General features: G+C 68.2%; 28 protein-coding genes. 15 read left to right on the forward strand and 13 right to left on the reverse strand.

Annotated features, from left to right (window positions below; all coding sequences use genetic code 11):
* Window positions 1-18 precede the first annotated feature (18 nt).
* On the reverse strand, window positions 19-2,709 hold the full coding sequence (gene acnA, locus AC1RR5_RS00870) for an aconitate hydratase AcnA (protein ID WP_492919215.1): 2,691 nt from the start codon (window positions 2,707-2,709) through the stop codon (window positions 19-21).
* Between the two features lie 182 nt (window positions 2,710-2,891).
* Between acnA and ccmA the strand changes: the two genes are divergently transcribed.
* On the forward strand, window positions 2,892-3,506 hold the full coding sequence (gene ccmA / locus AC1RR5_RS00875; RefSeq protein WP_492919216.1) for a heme ABC exporter ATP-binding protein CcmA: 615 nt from the start codon (window positions 2,892-2,894) through the stop codon (window positions 3,504-3,506).
* Entirely contained in the window at window positions 3,503-4,168 is a 666-nt protein-coding gene (gene ccmB / locus AC1RR5_RS00880) for a heme exporter protein CcmB (protein WP_492919217.1), read from the forward strand. The genes ccmA and ccmB overlap by 4 nt, the downstream gene beginning before the upstream one ends.
* Here ccmB and AC1RR5_RS00885 read toward each other — a convergent pair.
* Window positions 4,165-5,058: a DMT family transporter gene (locus AC1RR5_RS00885; RefSeq protein WP_492919218.1), complete on the reverse strand. Its 894-nt coding sequence runs from the start codon at window positions 5,056-5,058 to the stop codon at window positions 4,165-4,167. The two genes, ccmB and AC1RR5_RS00885, sit on opposite strands and share 4 nt — an antisense overlap.
* Window positions 5,059-5,289: 231 nt before the next feature.
* Here AC1RR5_RS00885 and AC1RR5_RS00890 point away from each other — a divergent pair, with 231 nt between their 5' ends.
* The 4 genes from AC1RR5_RS00890 to AC1RR5_RS00905 all read left to right on the forward strand — a co-directional run bounded on the left by AC1RR5_RS00890 (window position 5,290) and on the right by AC1RR5_RS00905 (window position 7,408).
* Window positions 5,290-5,883 (forward strand): Spy/CpxP family protein refolding chaperone, encoded by a 594-nt coding sequence (locus tag AC1RR5_RS00890; protein WP_492919219.1) that lies wholly within the window; start codon window positions 5,290-5,292, stop codon window positions 5,881-5,883.
* Window positions 5,884-5,991: 108 nt separating this feature from the next.
* Window positions 5,992-6,735 carry a heme ABC transporter permease CcmC gene (gene ccmC / locus AC1RR5_RS00895; protein WP_492919220.1) on the forward strand — a complete coding sequence of 248 codons (744 nt, stop codon included), beginning with the start codon at window positions 5,992-5,994 and terminating at the stop codon, window positions 6,733-6,735.
* Entirely contained in the window at window positions 6,732-6,899 is a 168-nt protein-coding gene (gene ccmD / locus AC1RR5_RS00900) for a heme exporter protein CcmD (RefSeq protein ID WP_492919221.1), read from the forward strand. The genes ccmC and ccmD overlap by 4 nt, the downstream gene beginning before the upstream one ends.
* Entirely contained in the window at window positions 6,896-7,408 is a 513-nt protein-coding gene (locus AC1RR5_RS00905) for a DsbE family thiol:disulfide interchange protein (RefSeq protein ID WP_492919222.1), read from the forward strand. The genes ccmD and AC1RR5_RS00905 overlap by 4 nt, the downstream gene beginning before the upstream one ends.
* Here AC1RR5_RS00905 and AC1RR5_RS00910 read toward each other — a convergent pair.
* Window positions 7,405-7,797 (reverse strand): hypothetical protein, encoded by a 393-nt coding sequence (locus tag AC1RR5_RS00910; RefSeq protein ID WP_492919223.1) that lies wholly within the window; start codon window positions 7,795-7,797, stop codon window positions 7,405-7,407. The two genes, AC1RR5_RS00905 and AC1RR5_RS00910, sit on opposite strands and share 4 nt — an antisense overlap.
* Before the next feature lie 118 nt (window positions 7,798-7,915).
* On the opposite strand from AC1RR5_RS00910, the gene AC1RR5_RS00915 reads away from it, so the two are divergent.
* Window positions 7,916-8,191 (forward strand): hypothetical protein, encoded by a 276-nt coding sequence (locus AC1RR5_RS00915; RefSeq protein ID WP_492919224.1) that lies wholly within the window; start codon window positions 7,916-7,918, stop codon window positions 8,189-8,191.
* 9 nt (window positions 8,192-8,200) lie between these two features.
* Here AC1RR5_RS00915 and AC1RR5_RS00920 read toward each other — a convergent pair whose 3' ends face one another.
* From AC1RR5_RS00920 to ftsY, 3 genes are all read right to left on the reverse strand, one after another.
* Complete coding sequence (locus AC1RR5_RS00920; RefSeq protein WP_492919225.1) at window positions 8,201-8,761, reverse strand: MarR family winged helix-turn-helix transcriptional regulator; 561 nt, start codon at window positions 8,759-8,761, stop codon at window positions 8,201-8,203.
* 115 nt (window positions 8,762-8,876) lie between these two features.
* Complete coding sequence (locus tag AC1RR5_RS00925) at window positions 8,877-9,488, reverse strand: inner membrane-spanning protein YciB (RefSeq protein ID WP_492919226.1); 612 nt, start codon at window positions 9,486-9,488, stop codon at window positions 8,877-8,879.
* 3 nt (window positions 9,489-9,491) lie between these two features.
* Window positions 9,492-10,433 (reverse strand): signal recognition particle-docking protein FtsY, encoded by a 942-nt coding sequence (gene ftsY, locus AC1RR5_RS00930; protein WP_492919227.1) that lies wholly within the window; start codon window positions 10,431-10,433, stop codon window positions 9,492-9,494.
* 91 nt (window positions 10,434-10,524) lie between these two features.
* Here ftsY and AC1RR5_RS00935 point away from each other — a divergent pair, with 91 nt between their 5' ends.
* Entirely contained in the window at window positions 10,525-11,181 is a 657-nt protein-coding gene (locus AC1RR5_RS00935; protein WP_492919228.1) for a trimeric intracellular cation channel family protein, read from the forward strand.
* 77 nt (window positions 11,182-11,258) lie between these two features.
* Here AC1RR5_RS00935 and AC1RR5_RS00940 read toward each other — a convergent pair whose 3' ends face one another.
* The 5 genes from AC1RR5_RS00940 to dapF form a co-directional block, all read right to left on the reverse strand.
* Window positions 11,259-11,702, reverse strand: a complete 444-nt coding sequence (locus AC1RR5_RS00940; RefSeq protein WP_492919229.1) for a GFA family protein — start codon at window positions 11,700-11,702, stop codon at window positions 11,259-11,261.
* A gap of 2 nt (window positions 11,703-11,704) precedes the next feature.
* Window positions 11,705-12,604 carry an endonuclease/exonuclease/phosphatase family protein gene (locus tag AC1RR5_RS00945; RefSeq protein WP_492919230.1) on the reverse strand — a complete coding sequence of 300 codons (900 nt, stop codon included), beginning with the start codon at window positions 12,602-12,604 and terminating at the stop codon, window positions 11,705-11,707.
* Window positions 12,605-12,678: 74 nt separating this feature from the next.
* Window positions 12,679-14,010, reverse strand: a complete 1,332-nt coding sequence (mtaB, locus tag AC1RR5_RS00950) for a tRNA (N(6)-L-threonylcarbamoyladenosine(37)-C(2))-methylthiotransferase MtaB (protein WP_492919231.1) — start codon at window positions 14,008-14,010, stop codon at window positions 12,679-12,681.
* Window positions 14,007-14,831 carry an SDR family NAD(P)-dependent oxidoreductase gene (locus tag AC1RR5_RS00955; RefSeq protein WP_492919232.1) on the reverse strand — a complete coding sequence of 275 codons (825 nt, stop codon included), beginning with the start codon at window positions 14,829-14,831 and terminating at the stop codon, window positions 14,007-14,009. Before AC1RR5_RS00955 ends, mtaB begins: the two co-directional genes overlap by 4 nt.
* Window positions 14,828-15,676, reverse strand: coding sequence for a diaminopimelate epimerase (gene dapF / locus AC1RR5_RS00960; protein WP_492919233.1), 849 nt, complete (start codon window positions 15,674-15,676; stop codon window positions 14,828-14,830). Before dapF ends, AC1RR5_RS00955 begins: the two co-directional genes overlap by 4 nt.
* A 60-nt stretch (window positions 15,677-15,736) precedes the next feature.
* Between dapF and AC1RR5_RS00965 the strand changes: the two genes are divergently transcribed.
* The 4 genes from AC1RR5_RS00965 (at window position 15,737) to AC1RR5_RS00980 (ending at window position 20,498) form a co-directional block, all read left to right on the forward strand.
* Window positions 15,737-16,318 (forward strand): hypothetical protein, encoded by a 582-nt coding sequence (locus AC1RR5_RS00965; RefSeq protein ID WP_492919234.1) that lies wholly within the window; start codon window positions 15,737-15,739, stop codon window positions 16,316-16,318.
* Window positions 16,311-17,087 carry a potassium channel family protein gene (locus tag AC1RR5_RS00970; RefSeq protein WP_492919235.1) on the forward strand — a complete coding sequence of 259 codons (777 nt, stop codon included), beginning with the start codon at window positions 16,311-16,313 and terminating at the stop codon, window positions 17,085-17,087. The genes AC1RR5_RS00965 and AC1RR5_RS00970 overlap by 8 nt, the downstream gene beginning before the upstream one ends.
* An 89-nt stretch (window positions 17,088-17,176) precedes the next feature.
* Window positions 17,177-19,309 (forward strand): prolyl oligopeptidase family serine peptidase, encoded by a 2,133-nt coding sequence (locus AC1RR5_RS00975; RefSeq protein WP_492919236.1) that lies wholly within the window; start codon window positions 17,177-17,179, stop codon window positions 19,307-19,309.
* A 103-nt stretch (window positions 19,310-19,412) separates the two neighbouring features.
* Entirely contained in the window at window positions 19,413-20,498 is a 1,086-nt protein-coding gene (locus tag AC1RR5_RS00980) for a GNAT family N-acetyltransferase (RefSeq protein ID WP_492919237.1), read from the forward strand.
* A 6-nt stretch (window positions 20,499-20,504) separates the two neighbouring features.
* Here the strand turns inward: AC1RR5_RS00980 and AC1RR5_RS00985 are convergent, their stop codons facing one another.
* The gene (locus AC1RR5_RS00985; protein WP_492919238.1) at window positions 20,505-20,840 is read right to left on the reverse strand and encodes a DUF2218 domain-containing protein; all 336 of its coding nucleotides are present in this window, start codon (window positions 20,838-20,840) and stop codon (window positions 20,505-20,507) included.
* Between the two features lie 14 nt (window positions 20,841-20,854).
* Window positions 20,855-21,430, reverse strand: a complete 576-nt coding sequence (locus AC1RR5_RS00990; RefSeq protein ID WP_492919239.1) for a PadR family transcriptional regulator — start codon at window positions 21,428-21,430, stop codon at window positions 20,855-20,857.
* Between the two features lie 285 nt (window positions 21,431-21,715).
* Here AC1RR5_RS00990 and AC1RR5_RS00995 point away from each other — a divergent pair, with 285 nt between their 5' ends.
* From AC1RR5_RS00995 to mlaD, 3 genes are read left to right on the forward strand one after another with little or no spacing between them, the layout of a single operon-like run.
* Entirely contained in the window at window positions 21,716-22,576 is an 861-nt protein-coding gene (locus tag AC1RR5_RS00995; protein WP_492919240.1) for an MlaA family lipoprotein, read from the forward strand.
* Entirely contained in the window at window positions 22,573-23,241 is a 669-nt protein-coding gene (locus AC1RR5_RS01000; protein ID WP_492919241.1) for an MlaC/ttg2D family ABC transporter substrate-binding protein, read from the forward strand. Before AC1RR5_RS00995 ends, AC1RR5_RS01000 begins: the two co-directional genes overlap by 4 nt.
* Before the next feature lie 30 nt (window positions 23,242-23,271).
* The gene (gene mlaD, locus AC1RR5_RS01005; RefSeq protein ID WP_492919242.1) at window positions 23,272-23,784 is read left to right on the forward strand and encodes an outer membrane lipid asymmetry maintenance protein MlaD; all 513 of its coding nucleotides are present in this window, start codon (window positions 23,272-23,274) and stop codon (window positions 23,782-23,784) included.

Consider the following 23,784-nt stretch of genomic DNA (forward strand, 5'->3'; position numbering starts at 1 on the left):
CAGGTCTGAACCCGCAGCTTAGCTGGCCGACTTGGCCAGGTTGCGCAGCACGTAGTTCAGGACGCCGCCGTTCTTGAAGTACTCGAGCTCGGTCGGCGTATCGATGCGGCAACGGACCGGGAAGCGGGCGATGCGGCCATCGGTCGGGCGATAGAGCTCGACGATCAGCTGCTTGCGCGGGGCCAGGTCGGTGAGGCCACGGATCGAGACGATCTCCTCGCCGGTCAGCTCCAGCTTCTGCCAGCCGTCCTGGACGAACTGCAGCGGCAGCACGCCCATGCCGACCAGGTTCGAGCGGTGGATGCGCTCGAAGCTTTCGCAGATCACCGCGCGGACGCCCAGGAGCTTGGTGCCCTTGGCGGCCCAGTCACGCGACGAGCCGGTGCCGTATTCCTTGCCGCCGAACACGACCGCCGGACGGCCTTCGGCCTGGTACTTCATGGCCGCGTCGTAGATCGACATCACTTCGCCGGTCGGGAAGTGCTTGGTCACGCCGCCTTCGATGTCCGGCGTGATCTTGTTGCGGATGCGGATGTTGGCGAACGTGCCACGCATCATAACCTGGTGGTTGCCGCGACGCGCGCCGTAGCCGTTGAAGTCCACCGGCTCGACGCCTTGCTCGACCAGGTACTGACCAGCCGGGCTGGAGGTCTTGATCGAACCGGCCGGGCTGATGTGGTCGGTGGTGATCGAGTCGCCGAACACGGCCAGGACGCGGGCTTCCACGATGTCGGTGACCGGAGCGGGGGTCATCGAGATGTTGGGGAAGTACGGCGGGTTCTGGACGTAGGTCGAGTCACCTTCCCAGGCGTAGGTCTGGCCGCCGGTCACCTTGATGCCCTGCCAGTTCTTGTCGCCCTTGAAGACGTCGCCGTAACGGGTGGCGAACATCTTCTCGTTGATGGCCTTGCGCTGCAGGGCGGCGATGTCTTCGTTCGAAGGCCAGATGTCCTTCAGGAAGACGTCGTTGCCCTTCTTGTCCTGGCCGAGCGGCTGGGTGGCCAGGTCGATCTTCAGCGAGCCGGCCAGGGCGTAGGCCACCACCAGCGGCGGCGAGGCCAGGTAGTTGGCGCGCACGTCCGGGTTCACGCGGCCTTCGAAGTTGCGGTTGCCCGACAGGACCGAGCACGCGACGAGGTCGGCGTCGTTGATGGTCTTGCTGATGGCTTCCGGCAGCGGGCCCGAGTTGCCGATGCAGGTGGTGCAGCCGTAGCCGACCAGGTTGAAGCCCAGGGCGTCCAGGTGCTTGGTCAGGCCGGCCTTGGCCAGGTAGTCGGTGACCACCTGCGAGCCGGGGGCCAGCGAGGTCTTCACCCACGGCTTGGTCTTCAGGCCCTTGGCGACCGCGTTCTTGGCCAGCAGGCCGGCGGCGATCAGAACCGAGGGGTTGGACGTGTTGGTGCACGAGGTGATGGCGGCGATGACCACGTCGCCGTGGCCGACGTCGAAGTTCTCGCCTTCCACCGGCGCGCGCAGGTTCGGGTCTTCCGACTTGCCGAACTCGCCCGTCAGCGATTCCATGAACTTGTGCGAGGCGTCCGACAGCAGGACGCGGTCTTGCGGGCGCTTGGGGCCAGCCAGCGACGGCAGCACCGACGACAGGTCCAGCTCCAGGTTATCGGTGAAGGTCGGCTCGGGCGTGCCCGGCTCCCACCACAGGCCCTGCTCCTTGGCGTAGGCTTCCACCAGGGCGACGCGTTCCGGCGTACGGCCGGTGCCCTTCAGATAGGCCACGGTCGAGGCCGAGATCGGGAAGAAGCCGCAGGTGGCGCCGTATTCCGGAGCCATGTTGGCGATCGTCGCCTGGTCTTCCAGGGTCAGGTTGGCCAGGGCGTCGCCGTAGAATTCGACGAACTTGCCGACCACGCCCTTCTTGCGCAGCATCTGGGTGACAGTCAGCACGAGGTCGGTGGCCGTCGCGCCTTCCGGCATGGCGCCGGTCAGCTTGAAGCCGATGACTTCCGGGATCAGCATCGGGATCGGCTGGCCCAGCATGGCCGCTTCAGCCTCGATGCCGCCCACGCCCCAGCCCAGGACGGCCAGGCCGTTGACCATGGTGGTGTGGCTGTCGGTGCCGACGACGGTGTCGGGATAGGCGACTTCGGCGCCGTCGACTTCGTTGGTCCAGACGGTTTGGGCCAGGTATTCCAGGTTCACCTGGTGGCAGATGCCGGTGCCGGGCGGGACAACGCGGAAGTTGTTGAACGCCGACGAACCCCAACGCAGGAAGCGGTAGCGCTCGATGTTGCGCTCGTACTCGCGCTTGACGTTGTCGTCATAGGCCTTCGGGTTACCGAAGTTGTCGACCATGACCGAGTGGTCGATGACCAGGTCGACCGGGTTCAGCGGGTTGATCTTGGCCGGGTTGGCGCCCAGGGCGACCATGGCGTCGCGCATCGCGGCCAGGTCGACGACGGCGGGAACGCCCGTGAAGTCCTGCATCAGCACGCGCGCCGGGCGGAAGCTGATCTCGTGCTCGACCGAGCCCTTGTTTTCCAGCCACGCGGCCACGGCCTTCAGGTCGGCCTCGTTGACCGAGACGCCGTCTTCGTTGCGCAGCAGGTTTTCCAGCAGCACCTTCATCGACACCGGCAGCGACGACGTTCCGGCAAGACCGGCTTCCTCGGCGGCGCGAAGGCTGTAATAGACGTAAGACTTGTTGCCGACCTTGATTTCCCGGCGGGCTTTCAGGCTGTCTACAGACGCCATTCTAAGGATCCTTCTCTGTCCACGGCCGCCCGAAAACCTCTCCCGGGATCACGCGCTAATCGGAAGGGACGCACAGGTTCCGCCTCCGCGCCGCGTACCACCCTGAACGACTGGAGGGGGGCGACCGGCCGCTTCTTAGCGCCACCTCCGCCCAACGTCCATGTCGCGCGCGGGGTCTTGGCATGTTGAGAGTTGTTCTCATTAAGGATCTGGCGATTTCGCGCGGCGAGCGAAGGCTGTTTTCCGACCTGAATCTGACGCTTAGCGCCGGCGAAGCGGCGGTGCTGGTGGGGCGAAACGGCGCCGGCAAAACCAGCCTTCTGCGCGCTGTCGCCGGCCTGTTGCGGCCGGCCGAGGGCTCCATCGGTTTCGAGAGCAACACGGGACCGATCGAGGCCGACACGGCGCGGTCCGAACACCTGCATCTGCTGGGCCACCAGGATGGGCTGAAGTCCAGCCGAACGGCCTGGGAGGAGCTTCGCTTCCAGACGCTGTGGACCGGCGGGACCGAGGACAGCGCCCGCGCGGCGGCCAAGCGTTTCGACCTTAACCGCCTGCTGGACCTGGAGGTCCGCCGCCTGTCGGCCGGTCAGCGTCGGCGCGTGGCCCTGGCGCGGCTGGCGGCCAGTCCCCGCTCGCTGTGGCTGCTGGACGAGCCGATGGCCCCGCTGGACGCGGCCCAGCGCGCGGCGTTCGGTACGGTGATGGCCGAACACCTGGCCGGCGGCGGCATGATCCTGGCCTCGGTGCATGATCCGCTGCCGATCCCGGCGCGTCAGGTGGAGGTCGGCGCATGAAGGCGTTCGGCGTCCTTCTGCGGCGGGAACTGGCCCTGGCCTGGGGCCGGGGCGGCGGACCGCTGCTGGCCCTGACCTTCTACGCCTGCGTCGTGGTGCTGCTGCCCATGGCCTCGGGCCGCGCGCCAGAGCGCCTGGCCGCCATCGCGCCGGGCATCGCCTGGCTGGCCTTAGCCGTGGCGGCGCTGCTCTCCCTCGAGCGCCTATTCGAGCGTGACTACGAGGACGGGACCCTCGACCTGCTGGCGCTCGGTCCCGCGCCGCTGGAAGCCGTCGCCGTCGCCAAGTGCCTGGCCCAGTGGCTGGCCACCGGCGCGCCCCTGGCCCTGGCCGCCCCGGTCGCGGCCCTGATGCTGGGCGCGGATGTGAAAGTCATGCCGCTCTTGGTGCTGTGCGCCCTGGCCGGTGGCCTGGCCTTCGCCTTCCTGGGCGGCCTGGGCGCCGCGCTGGCGCTGGGATCCAAGCGGGGCGGCCTGCTGGTGGCCGTGATCGTCCTGCCGCTGTTCGCGCCGCCGGTGATCTTCGGAGCCGGAGCGCTGGACGGCTATTCGGCCGGACTGCCGTGGACGAGCGGGCTGCTGCTGCTGCTGGCCTATTGCGCTGGCGCCGTGGCGCTGTCGCCGCTGGCCATGGGCGCGGCGTGCCGAAACGCGCTGGACTAAGCGCTCGGCGCGACCGTCGCCTGCACGTCGCCCAGCGCCGCCTTCTTCTCTCCCAGCACCACCAGCAGGCTGCCGCCGATGATCAGCGCGCCGCCGGCGAACAAGGCCGCGGTCAGGTGATCGCCGAACAGCAGCACGCCGCAGGCCGCGCCGATCAGCGGCTCGATATTGATGAACACCCCGGCGCTGGCCGCCCCGACGCGGGCGGCGCCGTACTGCCAGGCGGCGGTGGCCAGCAAGGTCGCCAGCACGCCCTGGGCCAGGATCGCGGCCCAGACGGGGGCGGTCAGATCCAGCTTCGGCGGGCCGTGCATGAAGAAGGCGATGGGCAGCACCGTCGCGGCGGCGATGATGATCGACACCGCCGGAATGGCCATGGCGTTCGGGGCCTTCGGCGCGCGGCGCAAGGTCAGCAGCCAGGCCAGGAACAGGAACAGCGCCCCGATCGACAGAGCCACGCCCCACGGCGAGCTGGCCCCGTCGGGCTTGCCGGCGATCAGGGCCGCGCCCAGGGTCGCTCCGGCCACGCCCGCCCACGACATGCGTGAGACCTTCTCGCCCAGCAGCTTGGCGCTGACCGCGATCAGGGCCGGCATGGCGCCGACCAGCAGCGCCGCCACCGTCACCGACACATGCGCCAGGCCCTCGAACTGGACCATGAAGGCCACGCCATAGAGGACGCCGGCCAGCAGCACGACGGGCGACTTGAACAGGGCGCGGACCTCGGCCGAGCGCAAGGCGAACGGCGCGGCGGCCAGGGCCGCCACCATGAACCGCAGCAGCACCATGTGCGCCGCATCCATTTGAGTCAGGATCAGCTTGCCCGTCGGAAAGCCCAGGCCCCACGAGATCCCGGCGACGGCCAGGGCGACAAAGGCGAGGGACTTCATGGACGCTCCGCAGCAGGCAGGGACGCGACGCAAGGGCGGCCCTGCGCGCTGTCTAGAGGATGACGTGTCCCGGATGTGGCAGCTGACATAGCGTCCATCAGCTTGAGCGCAAGAAGAGCTTCGTCTCCGCCGCCCGCCAATCCTGTAACATTGTTCATGAATCTCGACATTTTCGCGCCATATCCCGATGGCCAAGCTCTCCGCCATCAACACGACAGGGAGCTCACAACCATGCGTAATTCGTTTGTTCGCCTGGCGCTCGCGGGCGTCGCCGTCTCCGTGCTCGCCGCCGGCGCGGCCTCGGCCCAGATCCCCGCGCCGCCGCCTCCGCCCGCCCCGCCGGCGCCCCCCGCTCCGCCTGCCCCGCCGCTGGACATGCTGATGGCCATGGGTCCGGACATGGCCATGATGAGTGATCATCACTTCCGCGCCCCCGATCCGGAAAAGCGCGCCCAGCGCCTGCGCGACGTCCTGCAGCTGCGTCCCGACCAGGACCGCGCGCTGAAGGCCTATGTCGAGGCCACTTCGCCCAAGATCACGATGATCAAGAAAGACGCGGCCAGCGCCGACCTAAAGGACGCCCCGCCGACCACGCTGGAGCGCCTGGACCGCATGACCAAGGCCGCCGACGCCATGAAGGCCCGCGCCGAAGCCACGCGCGCCTTCTACCTAGCCCTGACCCCCAGCCAGCAGAAGACCTTCGACGTGCTGGGCATGGACGGCCGGGATGAAGGCGGCTTCCACGTCCACCGCTTCGACACCCGTGGTCCGGCGGTGTTCAAGAGCGGCGACCGCAAGGTCATTATCCAACGCAAGGTCGGCTGACCCCGATCGAGCGTGAAGGCGCGGCGTGCCTGCACACGTCGCGTCTTCTCCTGCTTCCGTAGACATACGGCCATTGCCCGCGTCGACGCGCCGCTCTAGAGCGTGATCATGGACGCCCGCCACACGTTCGATTTCCTGACCAATCCCGAGCGGTTCATGGCCTTCTCGCGATGGGCCGCGCCGCTATTGGGCGGGCTGTCGGCGGTCGCCGCCGTCGCAGGCCTCGCTTTGACCTTCCTGGTCCCCGAAGACTATCAGCAGGGCGACACGGTGCGGATGATGTTCATCCATATCCCGGCCGCGTCGCTGTCGATCTTCATCTATGTCTGCCTGGGGATCGCTAGCTTCCTGGCGCTGGTCTTCCGCCAAGCCCTGGCCGACCTCGCCGCCCAGGCCTGCGCCCCGATCGGCGCGGTCTATACGGCGCTGGCCCTGATCACCGGCTCGCTATGGGGCAAGCCGATGTGGGGAACCTGGTGGGTGTGGGACGCGCGCCTGACCTCGGTGCTGGTGCTGCTGCTGTTCTATCTCGGCTACATGGCTCTGCGCGGGTCGCTGGAGGACGAGCAGAAGGCCGCGCGCGCCGCCGCGATCCTCGCCCTGGTCGGCCTGATCAACCTGCCGATCGTCAAGTTCTCGGTCGACTGGTGGAACACCCTGCATCAGGGCTCCTCGACCTTCATGGCCAAGCGCGGCGACGGCCTGCCGGCGGTCTACGCCTGGCCGGCCCTGCTGATGGGCCTGGCCTATCTGGGCGGGTTCGGGGCGCTGTGGCTGGTGCGCATCCGCGCCCTGGTCTGGCGGCGCAAGGCCCGCAGCCTGTCGATGAAGCTGGCCGAGGGCGCGCGATGAGCTTCGACTTCGACGCCGGCAAGTACGCCGCCTATCTGTGGCCGGCCTTCGCCATCTCGGCCGTCGCCTTCGCCTGGCTGATCGCCGACAGCGTGGCCGGCGCGCGCCGCTGGAAGCAGCAAGCCGAACGCCTGCAGGCCGAGCTGGACGAGACCAGGCCGTGAAGCGCTGGCTGGCCTTCACGCCGCTGCTGGTGCTGGTCGCCCTGGCGGCCCTGTTCGCGGGCTATGCCCTCAAGCGCGATCCGCACGTCCAGCCGCACGCCCTGGTCGGCAAGGCCATGCCCGCCCCGTTGCTGCCCGAGCTGACCAGCGGCCGCGCGGCCCCGATCCGCCAGCCGACCGACGGCCCGATCCTGGTGAACTTCTTCGCCTCGTGGTGCGCGCCCTGCGAAATCGAGCACCCGCAGCTGATGGCGCTGAAGGCCCAGGGCGTGAAGGTGGTCGGCATCGCCTACAAGGACGCTCCGGCCAACACCCAGGCCTTCCTGGGCCGGCTGGGCGACCCCTTCGCCAAGCGCCTGGTCGACCGCGACGGCCGCGCGGGGCTGGAGTTCGGCGTCACCGGCGTGCCGGAGACCTATCTGGTCGGCTCGGACGGCGTGATCATCGCCAAGCACACCGGTCCCCTGACGCCCGACGCGGCCGAGGACCTGCTGAAGAAAGCCCGCTAGCCCTTCACCGGGACGCAGGTCTTGGGCCCCGCCGTCTCGCGCGTCATGCCGGCCAGCATCGCCAGCGCATCGGCCTTCGAGATCGCTTGGAGGGCGCCCTTCCCTTCTGCGACCTGGTAGTCGCAGTCGAGCAGCTTGAAGGGCGGCTTCTCGTCGGTCGTGTGGCGCTCGACCAGCATCCGATCGACGGACGTCCAGACCGAGGTCACGTCCGTCACCAGCACCTGGTGTTCCGGCGATCGCACCCAGGTCTCGCCCTTGCTGCCCACCGTGATCTGGTAGCCGTTCGGCAGGGCCTGCTTGTTGGGCATCATCGAGCCGACCATCGAGGCGATGAACAGCCCGACCGCGGCCAGGACGATCAGGAAGATTATCTTCTGCCGGTTCACGAGGCCTCCAGGCGGCGCTTATCGCACGGGGGTGCGCTCACAGGTCGCGGAGCTATCGCGTTAACGCGGCGTTGACCATACTCGCCGAACTTCCGTTAACCATGTTACAGTCCGCGTCATGAGCACCGTACGTCCCGCCGGTTGGCCGACCGCCCCGTCGAAACCCGCTTCCGCCCCCGCTACGGGTCCGGCGGCGCAGACGCGTGCGGCGTTCTTCCAGCAGGCTCTTGGCGATGCCGCCCCGACCCGTCCGGCCGCCGCGCCCTCGACGGTTCAGATGCAGACCATGGCCCAGCCCCAGCAGCGCCCCGCGCCGGCCAAGCCGTTCGTGCAGCCGGAAACCCAGCCGCAGCGCACGCTGCGTCCGGGCTCGCTGCTGAATATCGTGGTCTAGAAAAGCCCGTTAGGCCGCCTTCTTCGCGGCCTTGTCCTTCTTGGGCTTCTTTTCCTTTTTCGGCTTCTCGGCCTTCGGCGCCTTCAGCTTCTTGGCCTTGGGCTCCGACTCGGCCGGGTGCAGCTCAGCGCCGGCCATGTCCGACAGCAGGTCGAGGAAACCCTCGCGTTTGCCGGGCTTCAGCAGGGCCAGGATACGGGCGTCGGCCATGCCGACCATCGGGCGGATGCTCTCCAGCGCTTCGCGGCCGGCCTCGGTCAGGCGGACGCTGTTGGCGCGGGCGTCCTCGCTGGAGCGTTGGCGCTCCAGGTGTCCCTTGGTGATCATGCGGGCGACCATGTCGGCCAGGGTCGAGCGGTCGATGCCGGTGGCGCGGACCAGGGCCGTCTGGGTGACGCCCTCGTTCTCGGCCACGGCGGCCAGCACGGCGAACTGGCGCTGGGTGACCCCGGCCTCGCCGCACTCCTCGGCATAGATGTCGAGCGCCAGTTGCAGGACCCGGTGAAGCAGGTGGCTGGGCGAGCGCTCCAGGAGACCCCCGACCGTCTTGTCGCCCTTGCTCTTGGCCATGCTCGCGTCCCCGTTGCGCACGGCCTCTTTCGGCCGACGGACGAACGCTAGCATCCTAACACGTCGATTTGACGACAACGGTCCGTGGACGGCGGAAACCTAGAAGCCGGCGGCTCTAGAAACCGGCGTCAGGCGGCTCAACGGCCGTCGGCTCGTCGCCCTTGGCCATGTGCTTCATCATGAAGGGCACCTGGGTCGCGACGAACACCAGGGCCAGCGGCAGCAGGCCGATGCGGAACTTCACCCAGGTGTCGGTGTCCTGGGTATTGCGGACGATCTCGTTCAGCAGGGCCACGACGCCGAAATAGCCGCCATAGCGCAGGGTCAGGGTCCGCCAGGCCGCGTCGGGCAGGTGCAGGGCCTCGCCCATGATCAGCTTCAGTGGCTGGCGCTTGGCGATCACCCCACCGAACAGGAAGGCGGCCAAGGCCAGGTTGATCACCGTCACCTTGATCTTCACGAAGACGTCGGAGTGGAAGATCAGCCCCAGGGTCCCGAAAATCAGGGCCATGCCGCCGAAGAACAGCGGCAGCAGCGCCAGGCGGCGCTCGACCGCGAAGCCGATGGCCAGGGCCGCGGCCGAGGCGGCCACCAGCACCCAGGTCGCCTTCTGGAAGTCCTTGGTGATGAAATAGGCCGCGCCGAACGCCAGGGCCGCGCCGTAGTCGACGACAGTCCGAACCCAGCCGTTCTTGTTCTTCGCAGGAGTCGCCGGCGCTTCGCTCACGGATCAGTCCTTCAGGCCGACGAGGGAGCGCGAGAACGCGCGAGCGTCGAATGGTTGCAGGTCCTCGACCCCTTCGCCCACGCCGATCAGCTTAATCGGGCTGTCGGAGGCGCGGGCCACCGGCACCAGCACCCCGCCGCGCGCGGTGCCGTCCAGCTTGGTCATGACAATCCCGGACACGCCGACCTGGTTGCCGAAGATCTTCTCCTGGGCCAGGGCGTTGCGGCCGACCGTGGCGTCCAGCACCAGCAGGGTCTCGTGCGGATAGTCCGGATCGACCTTCTTCACGACACGGATGACCTTGAGCAGCTCGTCCATCAGGCCTTGCTTGTTCTGCAGGCGGCCGGCGGTGTCGATCAGCACCACGTCATAGTGCTCGGCCTTGGCGCGCTCGACGGCCTCATAGGCCAGGGCGGCGGCGTCCGAACCGGTGGGCTTGGACATGAAGTCGGCCCCGGCCCGGTCGGCCCAGACCTTCAGCTGCTCGACGGCGGCGGCGCGGAAGGTGTCGCCGGCGGCGATCAGGACGCGGGCGCCCTTCTCGGTCAGGTCGGCGGCGATCTTGCCCAGGGTGGTGGTCTTGCCAGAACCGTTGACGCCGATGAACAGCACGACATAGGGGCGCGGGCCCGACAGCGGGTCGAAGTCGCCCTGGCGATCGGACAATTCCGCGGCGATCAGCTCGGCCAGGGCTTCCTTGACCTCGTCGTCGGTCGACGACTTGCCGAAACGCGCCTTGCCGAAGGCTTCGGTGATGCGGGCGGCGATCTGCGGGCCGAGGTCGGCCTCGATCAGCATCTCTTCCAGCGCGTCCAGCTGTTCCTGGTCCAGGGGCTTCTTGGTGAAGACCCCCGTGACCTGCTCGGTCATCTGCTGGGAAGACCGGGTCAGGCCTGACGTCAGGCGCTGGAACCAGCCTTTTTTCTGCTCGGGCTTATCGCTCATCAGCGCCCCTTTAGTCGAACGGGCGAAAGTGTAAATCGGATATTACCGCCACATGGTTCACGGACCCGGCATGGCCGTGGCATGAGGGGGCATGGACGTGCACCTAGACCCCCTCGGGACCGCGCTTTTCTGGCTCGACTACGCCGCCGCGGCCGTTTTCGGGGCAACCGGCGCCCTCGCGGCGGCTCGGCGCAAACACGACATCATCACCTTCGGATTCTTCGCCGCGATCACCGGCGTGGGCGGCGGCACCCTGCGCGACCTGCTGATCGGCGCGCCAGTCTTCTGGGTGCAGCGGCCTGGCTACATCCTCGCCTGCCTAGCCGCCGCCACGGTGGTCTGGCTGCTGGGCAAGCGCGGCTGGCGGTTCCGGGCCCTGCTGTGGCTGGATGCGCTGGGCATGGCCGCCTACGCCGTCGTCGGCACCGCCAAGGCGCTGAGCCTGGGCGTCCACCCGTTCAGCGCCGTGGTCATGGGCGTGCTCACCACCGCCTTCGGCGGCGTGATCCGCGACGTGCTGGCCGAGGAGCCGAACCTGCTGCTGCGGCGGGAGATCTACATCACCGCCGCGCTGCTGGGGGCGGGGGTGTTCGCGGTGCTGCAGCTGCTGGGCGCGCCGTTCTGGCCGGCGGGGATCGCGGGGTTCGTGGCGGCGTTCGGGCTGCGGGCGTGTGCGATCAAGTTCGGGTGGTCATTGCCGGGGTTCGCCGGTGGCGACGAGAGCGATCACTCGCCCCCTCCGCGCTGACGCGCTCCTCCCCCGGAGGGGAAGAAGGTCAGCGCCAACCTTCCGCCCGCCTTTGGGGGCGGACGATCGCGAAGCGATCAGGTGGGGGGCGTGTCGTGATCCGGGTGCTGCCTCGACACTACCGCCACGATCGACCCACCCATCGGCGGCCGCACCGGCATGTCGGCCAGGTGCTCCATCCACACCGGACGGTTCTCGATCGCCAGCTGGACCACCGGCTCCACCGCCGACGGGTCATCAAACGCGAACACCGCCAGGTCGATCTTCTCGTCGCTGTATTCGTAGGTCAGCGGCGTGCCGCACGCCGCGCAGAACCCGCGCTTTACCGCGTCCGAGCTCTGGAACACCGACCGCTCGCCCCGCGTCCAGGTCAGGTCCGCGACGTCCACCGTCACCAGCGCCCCGAACGGGCCGCCGAACGCTTTCTGGCACATGCGGCACCAGCAGATCGAGGCACGGCCGACCTCGCCGTCCGCCCGGAACCGCACCGCGCCGCACTGGCAGCCGCCGCTCAACGCCATGATCACTGCTCCTTCGGGGTGAGCTTGAAGGTCACCTTGTAGCCGTCGTGGTCCGACAGCACGGGTTCGCCAGCGCCGTCGAAGGTGGCCTCGACCGCGATCGGGGTGACCTCGACGGCGTCGCCATTGAGGAAGCCGATCAGGTCCTGGGTGTCCAGCCACGGGGCGTCGCCGTCGTACGAGATCTGGGTCTCGCAGGCGCCCGGCCGTTCGTGGCACCAGCGGCTGACCACCTCGAACGGATAGTCGCTCATCACGTGGTCGAAACGCTCGGGCGAGTGCATGACGTTGAAGTCGCCGCCGACGATCAGCGGCGCGCCGGGCGTGCGGTCGGCCTGCATGAAGCGCTTCAGCTCATCGGCCTGCAGGTGGTGCGCCGCCGTCGCCCGCTTGCGCGGCACGCCCGAGGCGCCCTTGGAATTGAGGTGCGTATCAGCGATCTCGACGGGCGTCGGCAGGCCCGGCACGCTGATCGCGGTCAGCATCACACCCTTGTTGGCCAGGCAGTCCAGGCCCGCGCAGTAGCGATAGGCGTGCGACTTCACCCACTCGATCGGATGGTTGCTCAGCACCCACAGGCCGGATGAGCCCCACTTGCCCAGGCCCTCGCCCTTGCGACGGTATTTCACGCGCCGGAAGTCGGGGCGTTCGCCCTTCTGGAAGTAGTTGGGGTCGCGCTGGCCCTTGCGCGGACCCCGCGCCACGTAGGGGTAGCCGCTCTCGTCGATCAGGTCCCAGACCTCGTCGCGGAAGCCTTCCTGGATCAGGACGACGTCGGGCTCCTCGCCCTTGGCCCGCATGGCGGCCAGTTCGTGACCGATCGCCTTCAGGGCCGAGCCGCGCTTGCTGCGGACCGGCCAGGGCAGGCCCTCGACATTGTAGGTCATGACGCTAAGCGTCACCGGCTTCGAGGCGTCCCCCCGCGCTGGCGTCGCCGCCAGCAAGGCCAGAGCCAGAAGAGCCCAGGCCGCCCGGATCAGGCGGCCCGCTCCGCGATCACATGCGAGCCGTCGTGACCCGTCACCGTGAAAGCGACGATCTCGCCCAGCGGGGCCTCGCCCTCGAAGCGGATTTCGGTGAAGTCGTCGGCGCGGGCGACGCCGTCGCGTTCGACCAGGCCCGGCAAGGTGCGGCCGACCTGGCGCTCAAGGTGACGCTCCAGGCCACGCTGGCCGGCCTCGCGCAGGCGGCGGGCGCGGTCCTTGATCACCGGACCCTTCACCGGCGGCATCCGAGCGGCAGGGGTGCCGGGGCGAGCGCTGTAGGGGAAGACGTGCAGGAAGGCCAAACCCGCCTCCTCGACCAAGGCCAGCGTGTTGGCGAAGGCCTCTTCGGTCTCGGTCGGGAAGCCGGCGATCAGGTCGGCGCCGAAGGCGGTGTCGGGACGCACGCGGCGCACCTCGGAGACCAGCTTCAAGGCGTCCTCGCGGCTGTGGCGACGCTTCATGCGCTTGAGGATCATGTTGTCGCCGGCCTGCAGGGACAGGTGCAGGTACGGCATCAGGCGCGGCTCGGTCTCGAGCAGCTTGAAGAGGTCCGGATCGATCTCGGCCGCGTCGATGGAAGACAGGCGCAGGCGCGGCAAGTCGGGAACCAGGCGCAGGATCCGGCCAACCAACTGGCCCAGGGTTGGAGTCCCCGGCAGGTCGGCGCCCCACGAGGTGACGTCGACGCCGGTCAGCACGACCTCGCGATAGCCCTCGGCGGCCAGCTTGCGGACCTGCTCGACGACCTCGCCGGCCGGGGCCGAGCGCGAGTTCCCGCGGCCATAGGGAATGATGCAGAAGGTGCAGCGGTGGTCGCAGCCGTTCTGGACCTCGACATAGGCCCGGGCGCGGTCCTTCAGGCCATCGATCAGGTGACCGGCGGTCTCCTTGATCGACATGATGTCGTTGACCCGCACGCGGGTGGAGGTGTCCATCAGCGCGCCGGGGGCGGCCTTCTCGGCATTGCCCAGCACCAGGTCGACCTCGGGCATGGCGGCGAAGGCGGCGGGATCGATCTGGGCGGCGCAGCCGGTGACGATCACCCGCGCGCCCGGACGCTCGCGGCGGGCCTTGCGGATCGCCTGGCGGGCCTGGCGCACGGCCTCGTTGGTCACGGCGCAGGTGTTGAACACCACCGCGTCCGACAGGCCGTCGGCGGCGGCGCGGGCGCGGATGGCCTCGCTCTCATAGGCGTTCAGGCGGCAGCCGAAGGTGACGACGTCGACGCCGTCCGGACCCGACATCGTGGTCGCTGGCCCGCCCTCCTCGCCCACTTCCGGCTTGGGCTTCGGGGCCGCCTTGATGACGGTGTAGCTGGTCACTTGCCGACAAACGCCGCGAAGGCGTCCTTCCAGTCCTTGTGCCAGCGCGACAGGGCCGGGCGGTTCTCGATGATGTCGCCCAGGGCCCAGGCCATGCGCTTTTCATCCAGCGAACGCGGCACGTCGTTGTCGGGGCACAGGATGTAGAAGTCGCCGGCCTCGATGCGGGCCAGCATGAAGTGCACGACCTGCTCACCGGTCCACGCGGCGGCGGGCTTGTCGCCCGGGCCACGCTTGGTCATGCCGGTGAAGGTGTAGCCGGGGATCAGCAGGTGGGCGCTGACCTGGCAGTCTTCGGTCTCGCGCAGGGTGTGGGCCAGGCCTTCGGTCAGCGACTTCACCGCCGACTTGGAGACGTTGTAGGCCGTGTCGCCCGGCGGCTGGGTGATGCCCTGCTTGGAGCCGGTGTTGATGATCAGGCCCGGACGGCCCGAGGTGGCCATGTCCTCGCCGAACACCTGGACGCCGTTGATCACGCCCCACAGGTTGACGTCGAGGATGCGCTTCCAGGCGTCATCGCCGGCGAAGGCGTCGCCGCCGCCGCCGACGCCGGCGTTGTTCATCAGCACGTCGACTGAGCCGTAGGCCTCGAGCGCGGCGGCCTTCAGGGCTTCCACGGCGGCGCGGTCGGCGACGTCGGTCGGGACGGCCAGGGCGCCGATGGCCTCGGCTTCCTGCTTCAGCTTGCGGCCAGTGATGTCGGCCATGACGACGTTGAGGCCGAGCTCACGGAACGTCTTGGCGGCGGCCAGGCCGATGCCGTCGGCGGCGCCGGTGATGACGGCCGTGTTGCCGGCGGCCAGGGCGGGGTGGAGACTCATGCGGCCACCGGAAGCTTGCCGGCGAAGTCCATGCTGACCGGGCCGGTCATGATCACGTGACCGTCGCTTTCACGCCATTCGATGAGCAGCGAGCCGCTCTCGAACTCGACGCGCGCCTTGCGGTCGGTCAGGCCACGACGCACAGCCGCCACTTGGGCCGCGCAAGCGCCGGTGCCGCAGGCGGCGGTCAGGCCGGCGCCACGTTCCCAGACCTTCAGCTGGATGTGATCGCGGCTGGCGATGTGCGCGAAGCCGACATTGACACCCTCCGGGAACAGCGGGTGGTGCTCGACCAGCGAGCCCGTGCCCGTCGCGAAGGCGTCGCTGACCGGGGCGTCGACGAAGAACACGACGTGCGGATTGCCCATCGAGACGCAGACCGGCGTGTGGACCAGCGGCGCGTCGATCGGACCGACCTGCAGCTCGACCCGCTCGGTGTTCATCTCTTCCGACAGCGGGATCTGGGTCCAGTCCAGGCCCGGCTGGCCCATGTCGACGGTGACCAGCTTGTCGCCGGCGGCGACGCCGGACAGACGGCCGCCGTTCGTGTCGAACGCCACGCTGTCCTTGCCGGCCGACTGCATCAGCAACCAGGCGACGCAGCGGGTGCCGTTGCCGCAGGCGCCGATCTCGTCGCCGTCGGAATTCCAGAAGCGCACATAGGCCGACGCACCCTCCGCCTTGGGAGGATCGATGGCGATGACCTGGTCGCAGCCGATCCCGCCGTCTCCACGTTTGGCGATCGCGCGGATCTCCTCGGGAGTCGGTTCAAAGGACTGGTCCAGGGTCTGAATGACGACGAAGTCGTTGCCCAGCCCGTTCATCTTCAGGAAGGTGCGGCTCATGACGCGGCTATATAGTGGAAAGCAGTGCGAAATGCACCGCAGCGGGACGACGCAGTAGAGATGACGGCCACGGACATTCGCGCGCAGCTGACCAGCGCCCTGCAGGAGCGCCGGCTGATGCGCTTCCACCGCCGGTTCGAGGACGGTTGGGTGCGCGGCTATGTGGTCGGGATCGGGCCTGACTTCCTGATGCTGTGCGAGGTCAGCGACCACCTGCGCTTCAACGGTTTCGGCTGCTACAGCCTGGCCGAGATCAAGAACCTGCAGTCCGCGCCCTATCCCGAGTTCGTGGAGGCGGCGCTGGAAAAGCTGGGTCAGACCCAGCCCGACACGCCGGCCGTGGCCCTGAACAGCATCGACGACATCGTGACCACCGCCGGCAACCTGTTCCCCGTCATCACGGCCTACAGCGAGGCGCAGGTCCATATCGGCGCGGTGGTCAGCCTGGACGGCGGGGTGGTCTGGATGCGCGACATCGGACCCGACGCGGCCTGGGATCCTCAGCCCGTCGCCAGGCGGCTGGACGACCTGACCCGCATCGACTTCGGCGGCGCCTACGAGACGGCCCTGGCCCTGGTCGGGGGCCCGCCGCCCGCGCCAGTCGAGGGCCCGCCGCTGCGGCTGGTGTCCGACAATGGCTGAGGATCTTCGTATCCGGGCGCGCCTGCGGGCCCTCTATCACGGCGCCTCGCCCGTCGCGGTGCGGTTCCGCTATGCGATCATCCTGATCGACTTGGCCTTGATCGCCTTCTTCATCGCCGCGCCGCTGATGCATCGGCACGGGGTGACCTTCTACCTGCTGGACTACGGGATCGCCGCGTTCCTGGCCGCCGACCTGGGCGCGCGGGCCGTGGCGCATGGCGACATCAAGTCCTGGCTGAAGAAACCGATCGTCTGGCTGGACCTGTTCGTGCTGGCCACCCTGCTGTTCCCGGCCTGGCTGTTCAACTTCGGCTTCCTGCGGGTGCTGCGCCTGTGGACACTGATCCACAGCGAGTTCTTCTGGCGTACGGTCGGGCGACGTTATGACGACACCCGGGTCGAGGACATCACCCGGGCGGCCAGTTCGCTGGCGACCTTCGTCTTCGTGGTCACGGGCTTCGTCTATACGAGCTTCGCGGGCCGTCACGACGGTATCGCCGGCTATGTCGACGCGCTGTATTTCACTGTCACCAGCCTGACGACGACGGGCTATGGCGACGTCACCCTGCCGGGCGTGTGGGGCAAGCTGCTCTCGATGGCGGTGATGCTGGGCGGGGTTTCGCTGTTCATCGGCCTGATCCAGTCGATCCTGCGGCCGCACAAGGTGATCCACCCCTGCCCCTGCTGCGGCCTGCGCCGGCACGATCCGGACGCGGTGCACTGCAAGGCCTGCGGGCTTGTGCTGAACATTCCCGACGACGGGGTCTGACCGTCCCGGACAAGCTCTGGCGCGGGTAGGAAATTGCGTTACCGTCGCCGGCTTCGCCGCGCCTTTCGCGGCCGACGACGGATGACTAGATGCGTAAGCTCCTCCTTGCCCTCCTCGCCTCCACGAGTCTGATGACCCTAGATCCCGCGACCGCAGCCGATACCAAGCCGGCCGAAGCCCGCACGCCGCTGACCGAACTGGGCAAGGACGATCCCTACCTCTGGATGGAGGAGATCGAAGGGACCCGCGCCATGGACTGGGCCAAGGCCCAGAACGCCAGGACGCTGCCGGTCCTGCAGGGCGACAAGCGCTACGCCGAGCTGGAAGCCCAGGCCCTGGCCATATTGAACGCCAAGGATCGCGTGCCGGGCGTGTCGTTCGCCCGCGACGGATCCTTGCGCAACTTCTGGCAGGACAAGGAGCACGTGCGCGGCCTGTGGCGGAAGACGACGCTGGACAGCTACCGCACCGCCGAGCCGGCCTGGGAGACGATCCTGGACGTCGACGCGCTGTCCAAGGCCGAAGACGCCAACTGGGTGTTCAAGGGCGCGAGCTGCCTGGCTCCCGACGACACCCGCTGCCTGGTCACCCTGTCGAACGGCGGCAAGGACGCCGTGACGGTCCGCGAGTTCGACACCACCACCAAGAGCTTCGTGGCCGGCGGCTTCACCCTGCCTGAGGGCAAGCAGAACTACGCCTGGCTGGACAAGGACACCCTGCTGGTCGGCCGCGAGTGGAAGCCCGGCGAGCTGACCAAGTCCGGCTATGCCTATGTGCTCAAGACCCTGAAGCGTGGCCAGGCCTTGGACCAGGCAGTCGAGGTCTATCGCGGCGTCGACACCGACGTCTCGGTCAGCCCGTTCATCCTGCGCGACGCCGACGGCAAGGTCGTGGCCGTGCTGGCCCACCGGGGCGTGACCTTCTTCGAGAGCGAGACCTACCTGCTCGAGGGCGCCCAGCCCGTGAAGCTCGATCTGCCGCTGAAGAGTTCGATCCAGGGCTATGTCGCCGGCCAGATGGTCGTGCTGATGGAGCAGGACTGGAAGGGCTTCAAGACCGGCGACCTGATCAGCTTCGACCTGGCCAAGCTGAAGGCCGCGCCGGACAAGGCCGTGGCGACCTTAGTTCTACGTCCCACCGCCCGCCAGTCGGTCGAACAGGTCACCACCACCCGCACCAAGCTGGTCGTCGGCCTGCTGGACAGCGTCAAGGGCGCGGCCAAGGTGCTGACCCACGGCGACAAGGGCTGGAGCGTCCAGAGCCTGGACCTGCCGGCCAACAGCGCCATCGGCCTGGGCTCCTCGGCCGAGACCGACGAGCGCTTGTTCGTCTCCGTCACCGGATACCTGGCGCCCAGCACCTACTGGCTGGCCGACGCCGGCACGTTGAAGCTGGAGCAGGTCAAGGCCTCGCCGGCCCGCTTCGACGCCTCGACCCACGTGGTCGAGCAGTTCGAGGCAACCTCGACCGACGGGACCAATGTCCCCTACTTCGTCGTGCGGCCCAAGAATGTGAAGTACGACGGGACGGCCCCCACCCTGCTCTACGCCTACGGTGGCTTCCAGGTGTCGATGACCCCGAACTATTCGGGCGTGATGGGCAAGCTGTGGCTGGAGCGCGGCGGCACGTACGTCGTGGCCAACATCCGCGGCGGCGGCGAGTTCGGTCCGGCCTGGCACGAGGCGGCGCTGAAGGCCAACCGCCAGAAGGCCTACGACGACTTCTTCGCCGTCTCGCAGGACCTGATCACCCGCAAGATCACCTCGCCGCGTCGCCTCGGCATCATGGGCGGTTCGAACGGCGGCCTGCTGATGGGCGTGGCCCTGACCCAGCGTCCCGAGCTCTACAACGCCATCGTCGTGCAGGTGCCGCTGTTCGACATGATCCGCTACAGCCAGATCGGGGCCGGCGCCTCGTGGGTGGGCGAGTATGGCGACCCGGCCATACCGTCGGAACGGGCGGTCATCGCCAAGTACGACCCCTATTCCAACCTCAAGGCCGGCCAGAAATATCCCGAGGTGTTCATCGAGACCTCGACCAAGGACGACCGAGTCCACCCGGCCCATGCCCGCAAGGCGGCGGCGCGTCTCGAGGAGCTCGGTTATCCGGTGCTCTATTACGAGAACATCGACGGCGGCCACGCCGCCAGCGCCAACCTGGCCGAAACGGCCCGGCGCCAGGCGCTGGAATATATCTACCTGACCCGCCGGCTGATGGACTGACCGCCTGGAACTTGGTTTTCAAAGAACGGCGTCTCGTCAACCCTAAGGAAAGTTATCGGCGTCAGGATGCGCCGCGACTCATCTCCCGTCGGGACGCCGTTCCTTGTCTATCGAAGTCGTCAAAGCCCTGGACCTCACGCCCGCCGACATCGCGCGGTGGGTTGAGCTGCAGCGTGGCCAGACGCGATTGGACTCGCCGTTCCTGTCTCCCCAGTGGGTGCTGGCCGTGGCCAAGGCTCAGGGCGACAAAGGCCAGGAAGTGAAGGTCGCCATCGCGCGCGGCGCGGACGGTCAGGCTCTGGCCTTCCTGCCGGCCCGCGTGCGCCAGGACGTGGCCATGCCCGTAGGCGCGCCGATGTGCGATTATCAGGCCCTGGTCTCGGCGCCGGGCGCGGCCATGGATCCCCGCGAACTGCTGACCGCCCTGGGCGCGGTGCGCATCGACTTCTGCCACATGATGGCCGACGACGAGACGCTGGGCCGCCACGCGCGCGGCCGAGCCGACAGCTGGGTCGTCGAGATGCCCGACGGCTACGAGGCCTATGCCGCCGAGCGCAAGGCCGCCAACATCGGCGTGCTCAAGGACATCGACAAGAAACGCCGCAAGGCCGAGCGCGAGGTCGGCCCCTGCCGCTTCACCGCCATGTCCGACAGCCGCGCGGCCTTCGACCAGCTGATCGCCTGGAAGCGGGTGCAGCTGCTGCTGACCCACCAGACCGACCTCTTCAAGGCCCCGTGGGTCAACAAGCTGCTCGACGATCTGTTCGCCATGCGCGACGAGGCGTTCGGCGGCGGGCTCTACACCCTGCATCTGGGCGAGCGCCTGGCCGCCGTGCACCTGCACCTGCGCGGCGAGCACACGATCCACGGCTGGCTGATCGCCCACAATCCGGATCTCGAACGCTATTCGCCGGGCCTAATGCTGTTCCAGGACATCCTGAAGAGCATGGACGGCACGGGCTATACGCGCCTGGATCTCGGCACCGGCGACTACCGCTTCAAGCGCGAGCTTTCCAACGCCCGCCAGACCGTGGTGTTCGGCTTCCTGGGCGCGCCCTCGGCGCCCACCCTGGTGCGCCACTTCGCCTACGGCTTGCGCAGCGTGGCCGAGGCCCTGCCGTTGGGCCGGATCTCCGAGATCCCCGGCAAGGCCATGCGCCGCATCGACCTGCTGCGCGGCCTGCACTAGCTCTTTTTAGTGAACCGCGTTGATCCGCATCGCGCGCGGATCCACGGCGCCGGCGGCCCAGGCGCGGGTCCAGCCGTATTGCAGCTCGCCCTCGCGGAAGGCGAAGCGGTCCAGGTGCTTGGCCACCACGTCTTCCATGCGGGCCAGGCCCTCCAGGTCGGCGGCCTCGACGGTGATGTCCAGGCCGTCCGGGTGGGCGACCATGCGGCAGGTTCCCAGCGGGAGCGGGAACAAGGCCGAGGTCTCGTCGTAGGTGACCTCGAACTTGTGGCTCCAGTGCTTGGCCAGCTGGATCATGTAGCGGGCCGCCTTTTCGGTGGCGACGCGGGCGTGGCTTTCCATGGCCTGGCCTCCTTCTAGATGGCTTCGATCGCCTGGGCGGCGTCGTCGAGGACCTTGGCGACCGCCGCGATCTGCTCGGCCGTCAGCTGGCCGTGGAGTTTCAGCCGCAGGGCCGTCTTGACGTTCTCGCGGGCCCGCAGGATCTGCGGCGAGAAGGCGGCGCTGGCCTGGGCGGCCTCGGCCATGCGCTCGAACAGCGAGCGGACCGGGGCTTCGTTGCTGGCCAGGAAGGCCTCGCCCTCGGGGGTGATGGTGTGCAGCTTCTTGCCGCCGCCGGCGTCGCTGGCGACGATGTAGCCCAGCTCTTCCAGCAGGGTCAGGGTCGGATAGACCACGCCAGGGCTGGGCGTATAGGCGCCGCCGGCCGCCGTTTCGATGGCCTTGATCAACTCGTAGCCATGGCTGGGCTTCTCGGCGATCAGCTTGAGGACCACGAAGCGCAGGTCGCCGTGATCGAAGAACCGGCCCATGCGGCCGCCGCGACCCCGGGGACCGTGATGGCCGCCGTGGAAGCCGAACGGATGCCGGCCGTGATGCTCGTCGCCCTGGCCCCAGCGGCCGCGATGATGGTGATGGTGTCGTCCAAACATGTGTGTTTTAGATCCTATTCCGTTATATCGAAATGATAGATATATCGGATTGGCGAGCCGTCAAGAGCTATTTTCGATATATCTGATTGTGTCGCATGGCTGCTGACGCGTTTCGACGTCACTAGCGTGCAAGACAGAAGCGCCTTAAGGCCGCCACCCCCTTGTTCTGGGGTGGTCATGAAGCGCGGCTTCCGTGCAACACGACAGAAGCGTGACTGGAAATAGTCGGTTTCAATCTTGATACGGAGGGCGGCGTGAATACATGCCGCGTGTGAGAGCAGGAGCATGAGTTTGCGCGAACTGGACCAAAGCCCGCGTCCGACCGCCCAGGAACGGCGTTTCATCGCCGCCGGGGCGATCGCGGCCGCCGGTCTGCTGGCGCTCGCGCCGGCCGCCCGCGCCGAGGACCAGATCCCCACCGTGCCCGCTTCGGCAGCCAGTGCGGACTCGACCACCGCCGCCGCCGTCTACGATCCGATCGAGGGCTTCAACCGCGGTTCGTTCAAGGTCGGCATGGGCCTGGACAAGGCCATCTTCTCGCCGATCGCCCATGGCTACATCGCCGTCACGCCCAAGGTCGTGCGCACCGGCGTCAGCAACGCGGTCTATAATCTGGGCGAGCCCAACACGATCATGAACCACGTGCTGCAGGGCAAGCCCAAGCGCGCCATGCGGTCGACCACCCGCTTCATCGTCAACTCGACGGTCGGCGTGCTGGGCCTGTTCGACGTGGCCGCCAAGATGCACCTGCCGCCGCGCGGCGCCGACTTCGGCCAGACGTTCGGCGTCTGGGGCGCGGGTCCCGGCGCCTATCTCTACGTGCCCGGCATGGGCCCGCTGAACGTCCGCGACGGCGTCGGCCGCGCGCTGGACTTCGTCACCGACCCGGTCTCGCTTTATGTCGGCGGCCTCAGCACCGACTTCGGCAAGGCCCGCACGGGCGTCACCATCGTCGACCTGCGCGCCGACACCGATCCGGCCTTCCACGCGTTGGAAGATGCGGCCGATCCCTATGTCACCACCCGCTCGGCCTACAGCCAGTATCGCGACGCCATCGTCCGCGAGGCGACTGGCGAAGCCGAGGACCTGCCCGATTTCGATGCGCCGCCCCCCTCCCCCACTCCGGTGGCGACGCCCAAACCATGACCCTTCCCGGTAGTCCCATGAAAAACACTCTCACCACCCGGCGCGGCGCCAACGCCGCGCTTTTGGCTTTCTTCGGGGCCGCGAGCTTCGCTGTCGCCAGCCCGGCCCTGGCTCAGGCCCGTGACCCCGGCGCCGAAGCCTTCGTGCAGACCAAGGCCCAGCGCGTGATCACCGTGCTGGCCAACAAGGGCATGCCCGACTCGCAGAAGAAGCAGGTCTTCCACCAGGCGGTGGACGAACTGGCCGACGTGCCGAAGATCACCAACTTCGTGCTGGGCAAGTACGCCCGCACCATCACGCCGGACCAGCGCGCCCGCTTCACGCCGGTGTTCCGCACCTATGCCGAGAACGTCTATCAAAGCCGCATCGACGACTATCGCGGCGAGCAGCTGAAGGTGACCGGTTCGGTCGTCCGCAAGCCGGGCGACGTGATCGTCAACACCACCATCTCGGGCGGCCAGATCAGCTCGCCCCTGCCGGTGTCGTGGCGCGTGCTGGGCTCGGGCCAGAACTGGAAGGTCGTGGACGTGCAGTTCAAGGGCATCTGGCTGGCCATCACCCAGCAGCAGGACTTCGTCTCGACGATCGACAATGCCGGCGGCAACATCGACGTGCTGATCAATCAGCTGCAAAAGAGCGGCTCGGGCTCGGCTGGTCGCCGCTAAGAGCGGCCACGGGCTCAAGATAAAGGGGATTTGGCTTTGCGCGAACAATGGGCCGAAACGGCCATGGGCGTCGTCGTCCTCGCCCTGGCGGCGGGGTTTCTGACCTATTCGCTGAGCGTGGGCGGCGCCCGCATGAAGCGTGGCGACTACGTGATCAGCGCCAAGTTCGGCGAAGCCGGCTCTCTGACGCCCGGCGCCGCGGTCAGCGTCGCCGGCGTCAAGGTCGGCACGGTCTCCGAGATCACGCTGGAGCCGAAGACCTATCTGGCCGTCGCCAAGCTGAGCATCGACCCGACCGTCAAGCTGCCGGCCGACTCCACGGCCAAGATCACCAGCGACGGCATCCTGGGCGGCGCGCACATCTCGATCGCCCCCGGCGCCTCGCTGGAGGACATCAAGGCCGGCGGCGAGATCGAGAACACCCAGGGCGCGGTCGACCTGTTCGGTCTGATCGGCTCGGTGATCCGTCCGCAAGGCGGCGGTGACGCCGCGGCGGCTCCGGCTCCGGCCAATCCGGCCACTCAGCCGGCAGCGAGCTACTAG

This window comes from Caulobacter sp. GW821-FHT11E11 (assembly GCF_058808315.1).

Bases quoted from the DNA above. Each gene is read 5' to 3' on its own strand.
- acnA (WP_492919215.1), bottom strand. From the start codon at position 2,709: ATGGCGTCTGTAGACAGCCTGAAAGCCCGCCGGGAAATCAAGGTCGGC.
- ccmA (WP_492919216.1), top strand. From the start codon at position 2,892: ATGTTGAGAGTTGTTCTCATTAAGGATCTGGCGATTTCGCGCGGCGAG.
- ccmB (WP_492919217.1), top strand. From the start codon at position 3,503: ATGAAGGCGTTCGGCGTCCTTCTGCGGCGGGAACTGGCCCTGGCCTGG.
- AC1RR5_RS00885 (WP_492919218.1), bottom strand. From the start codon at position 5,058: ATGAAGTCCCTCGCCTTTGTCGCCCTGGCCGTCGCCGGGATCTCGTGG.
- AC1RR5_RS00890 (WP_492919219.1), top strand. From the start codon at position 5,290: ATGCGTAATTCGTTTGTTCGCCTGGCGCTCGCGGGCGTCGCCGTCTCC.
- ccmC (WP_492919220.1), top strand. From the start codon at position 5,992: ATGGACGCCCGCCACACGTTCGATTTCCTGACCAATCCCGAGCGGTTC.
- ccmD (WP_492919221.1), top strand. From the start codon at position 6,732: ATGAGCTTCGACTTCGACGCCGGCAAGTACGCCGCCTATCTGTGGCCG.
- AC1RR5_RS00915 (WP_492919224.1), top strand. From the start codon at position 7,916: ATGAGCACCGTACGTCCCGCCGGTTGGCCGACCGCCCCGTCGAAACCC.
- AC1RR5_RS00920 (WP_492919225.1), bottom strand. From the start codon at position 8,761: ATGGCCAAGAGCAAGGGCGACAAGACGGTCGGGGGTCTCCTGGAGCGC.
- ftsY (WP_492919227.1), bottom strand. From the start codon at position 10,433: ATGAGCGATAAGCCCGAGCAGAAAAAAGGCTGGTTCCAGCGCCTGACG.
- AC1RR5_RS00935 (WP_492919228.1), top strand. From the start codon at position 10,525: ATGGACGTGCACCTAGACCCCCTCGGGACCGCGCTTTTCTGGCTCGAC.
- AC1RR5_RS00940 (WP_492919229.1), bottom strand. From the start codon at position 11,702: ATGGCGTTGAGCGGCGGCTGCCAGTGCGGCGCGGTGCGGTTCCGGGCG.
- AC1RR5_RS00955 (WP_492919232.1), bottom strand. From the start codon at position 14,831: ATGAGTCTCCACCCCGCCCTGGCCGCCGGCAACACGGCCGTCATCACC.
- dapF (WP_492919233.1), bottom strand. From the start codon at position 15,676: ATGAGCCGCACCTTCCTGAAGATGAACGGGCTGGGCAACGACTTCGTC.
- AC1RR5_RS00965 (WP_492919234.1), top strand. From the start codon at position 15,737: ATGACGGCCACGGACATTCGCGCGCAGCTGACCAGCGCCCTGCAGGAG.
- AC1RR5_RS00970 (WP_492919235.1), top strand. From the start codon at position 16,311: ATGGCTGAGGATCTTCGTATCCGGGCGCGCCTGCGGGCCCTCTATCAC.
- AC1RR5_RS00975 (WP_492919236.1), top strand. From the start codon at position 17,177: ATGCGTAAGCTCCTCCTTGCCCTCCTCGCCTCCACGAGTCTGATGACC.
- AC1RR5_RS00985 (WP_492919238.1), bottom strand. From the start codon at position 20,840: ATGGAAAGCCACGCCCGCGTCGCCACCGAAAAGGCGGCCCGCTACATG.
- AC1RR5_RS00990 (WP_492919239.1), bottom strand. From the start codon at position 21,430: ATGTTTGGACGACACCATCACCATCATCGCGGCCGCTGGGGCCAGGGC.
- AC1RR5_RS00995 (WP_492919240.1), top strand. From the start codon at position 21,716: ATGAGTTTGCGCGAACTGGACCAAAGCCCGCGTCCGACCGCCCAGGAA.
- AC1RR5_RS01000 (WP_492919241.1), top strand. From the start codon at position 22,573: ATGACCCTTCCCGGTAGTCCCATGAAAAACACTCTCACCACCCGGCGC.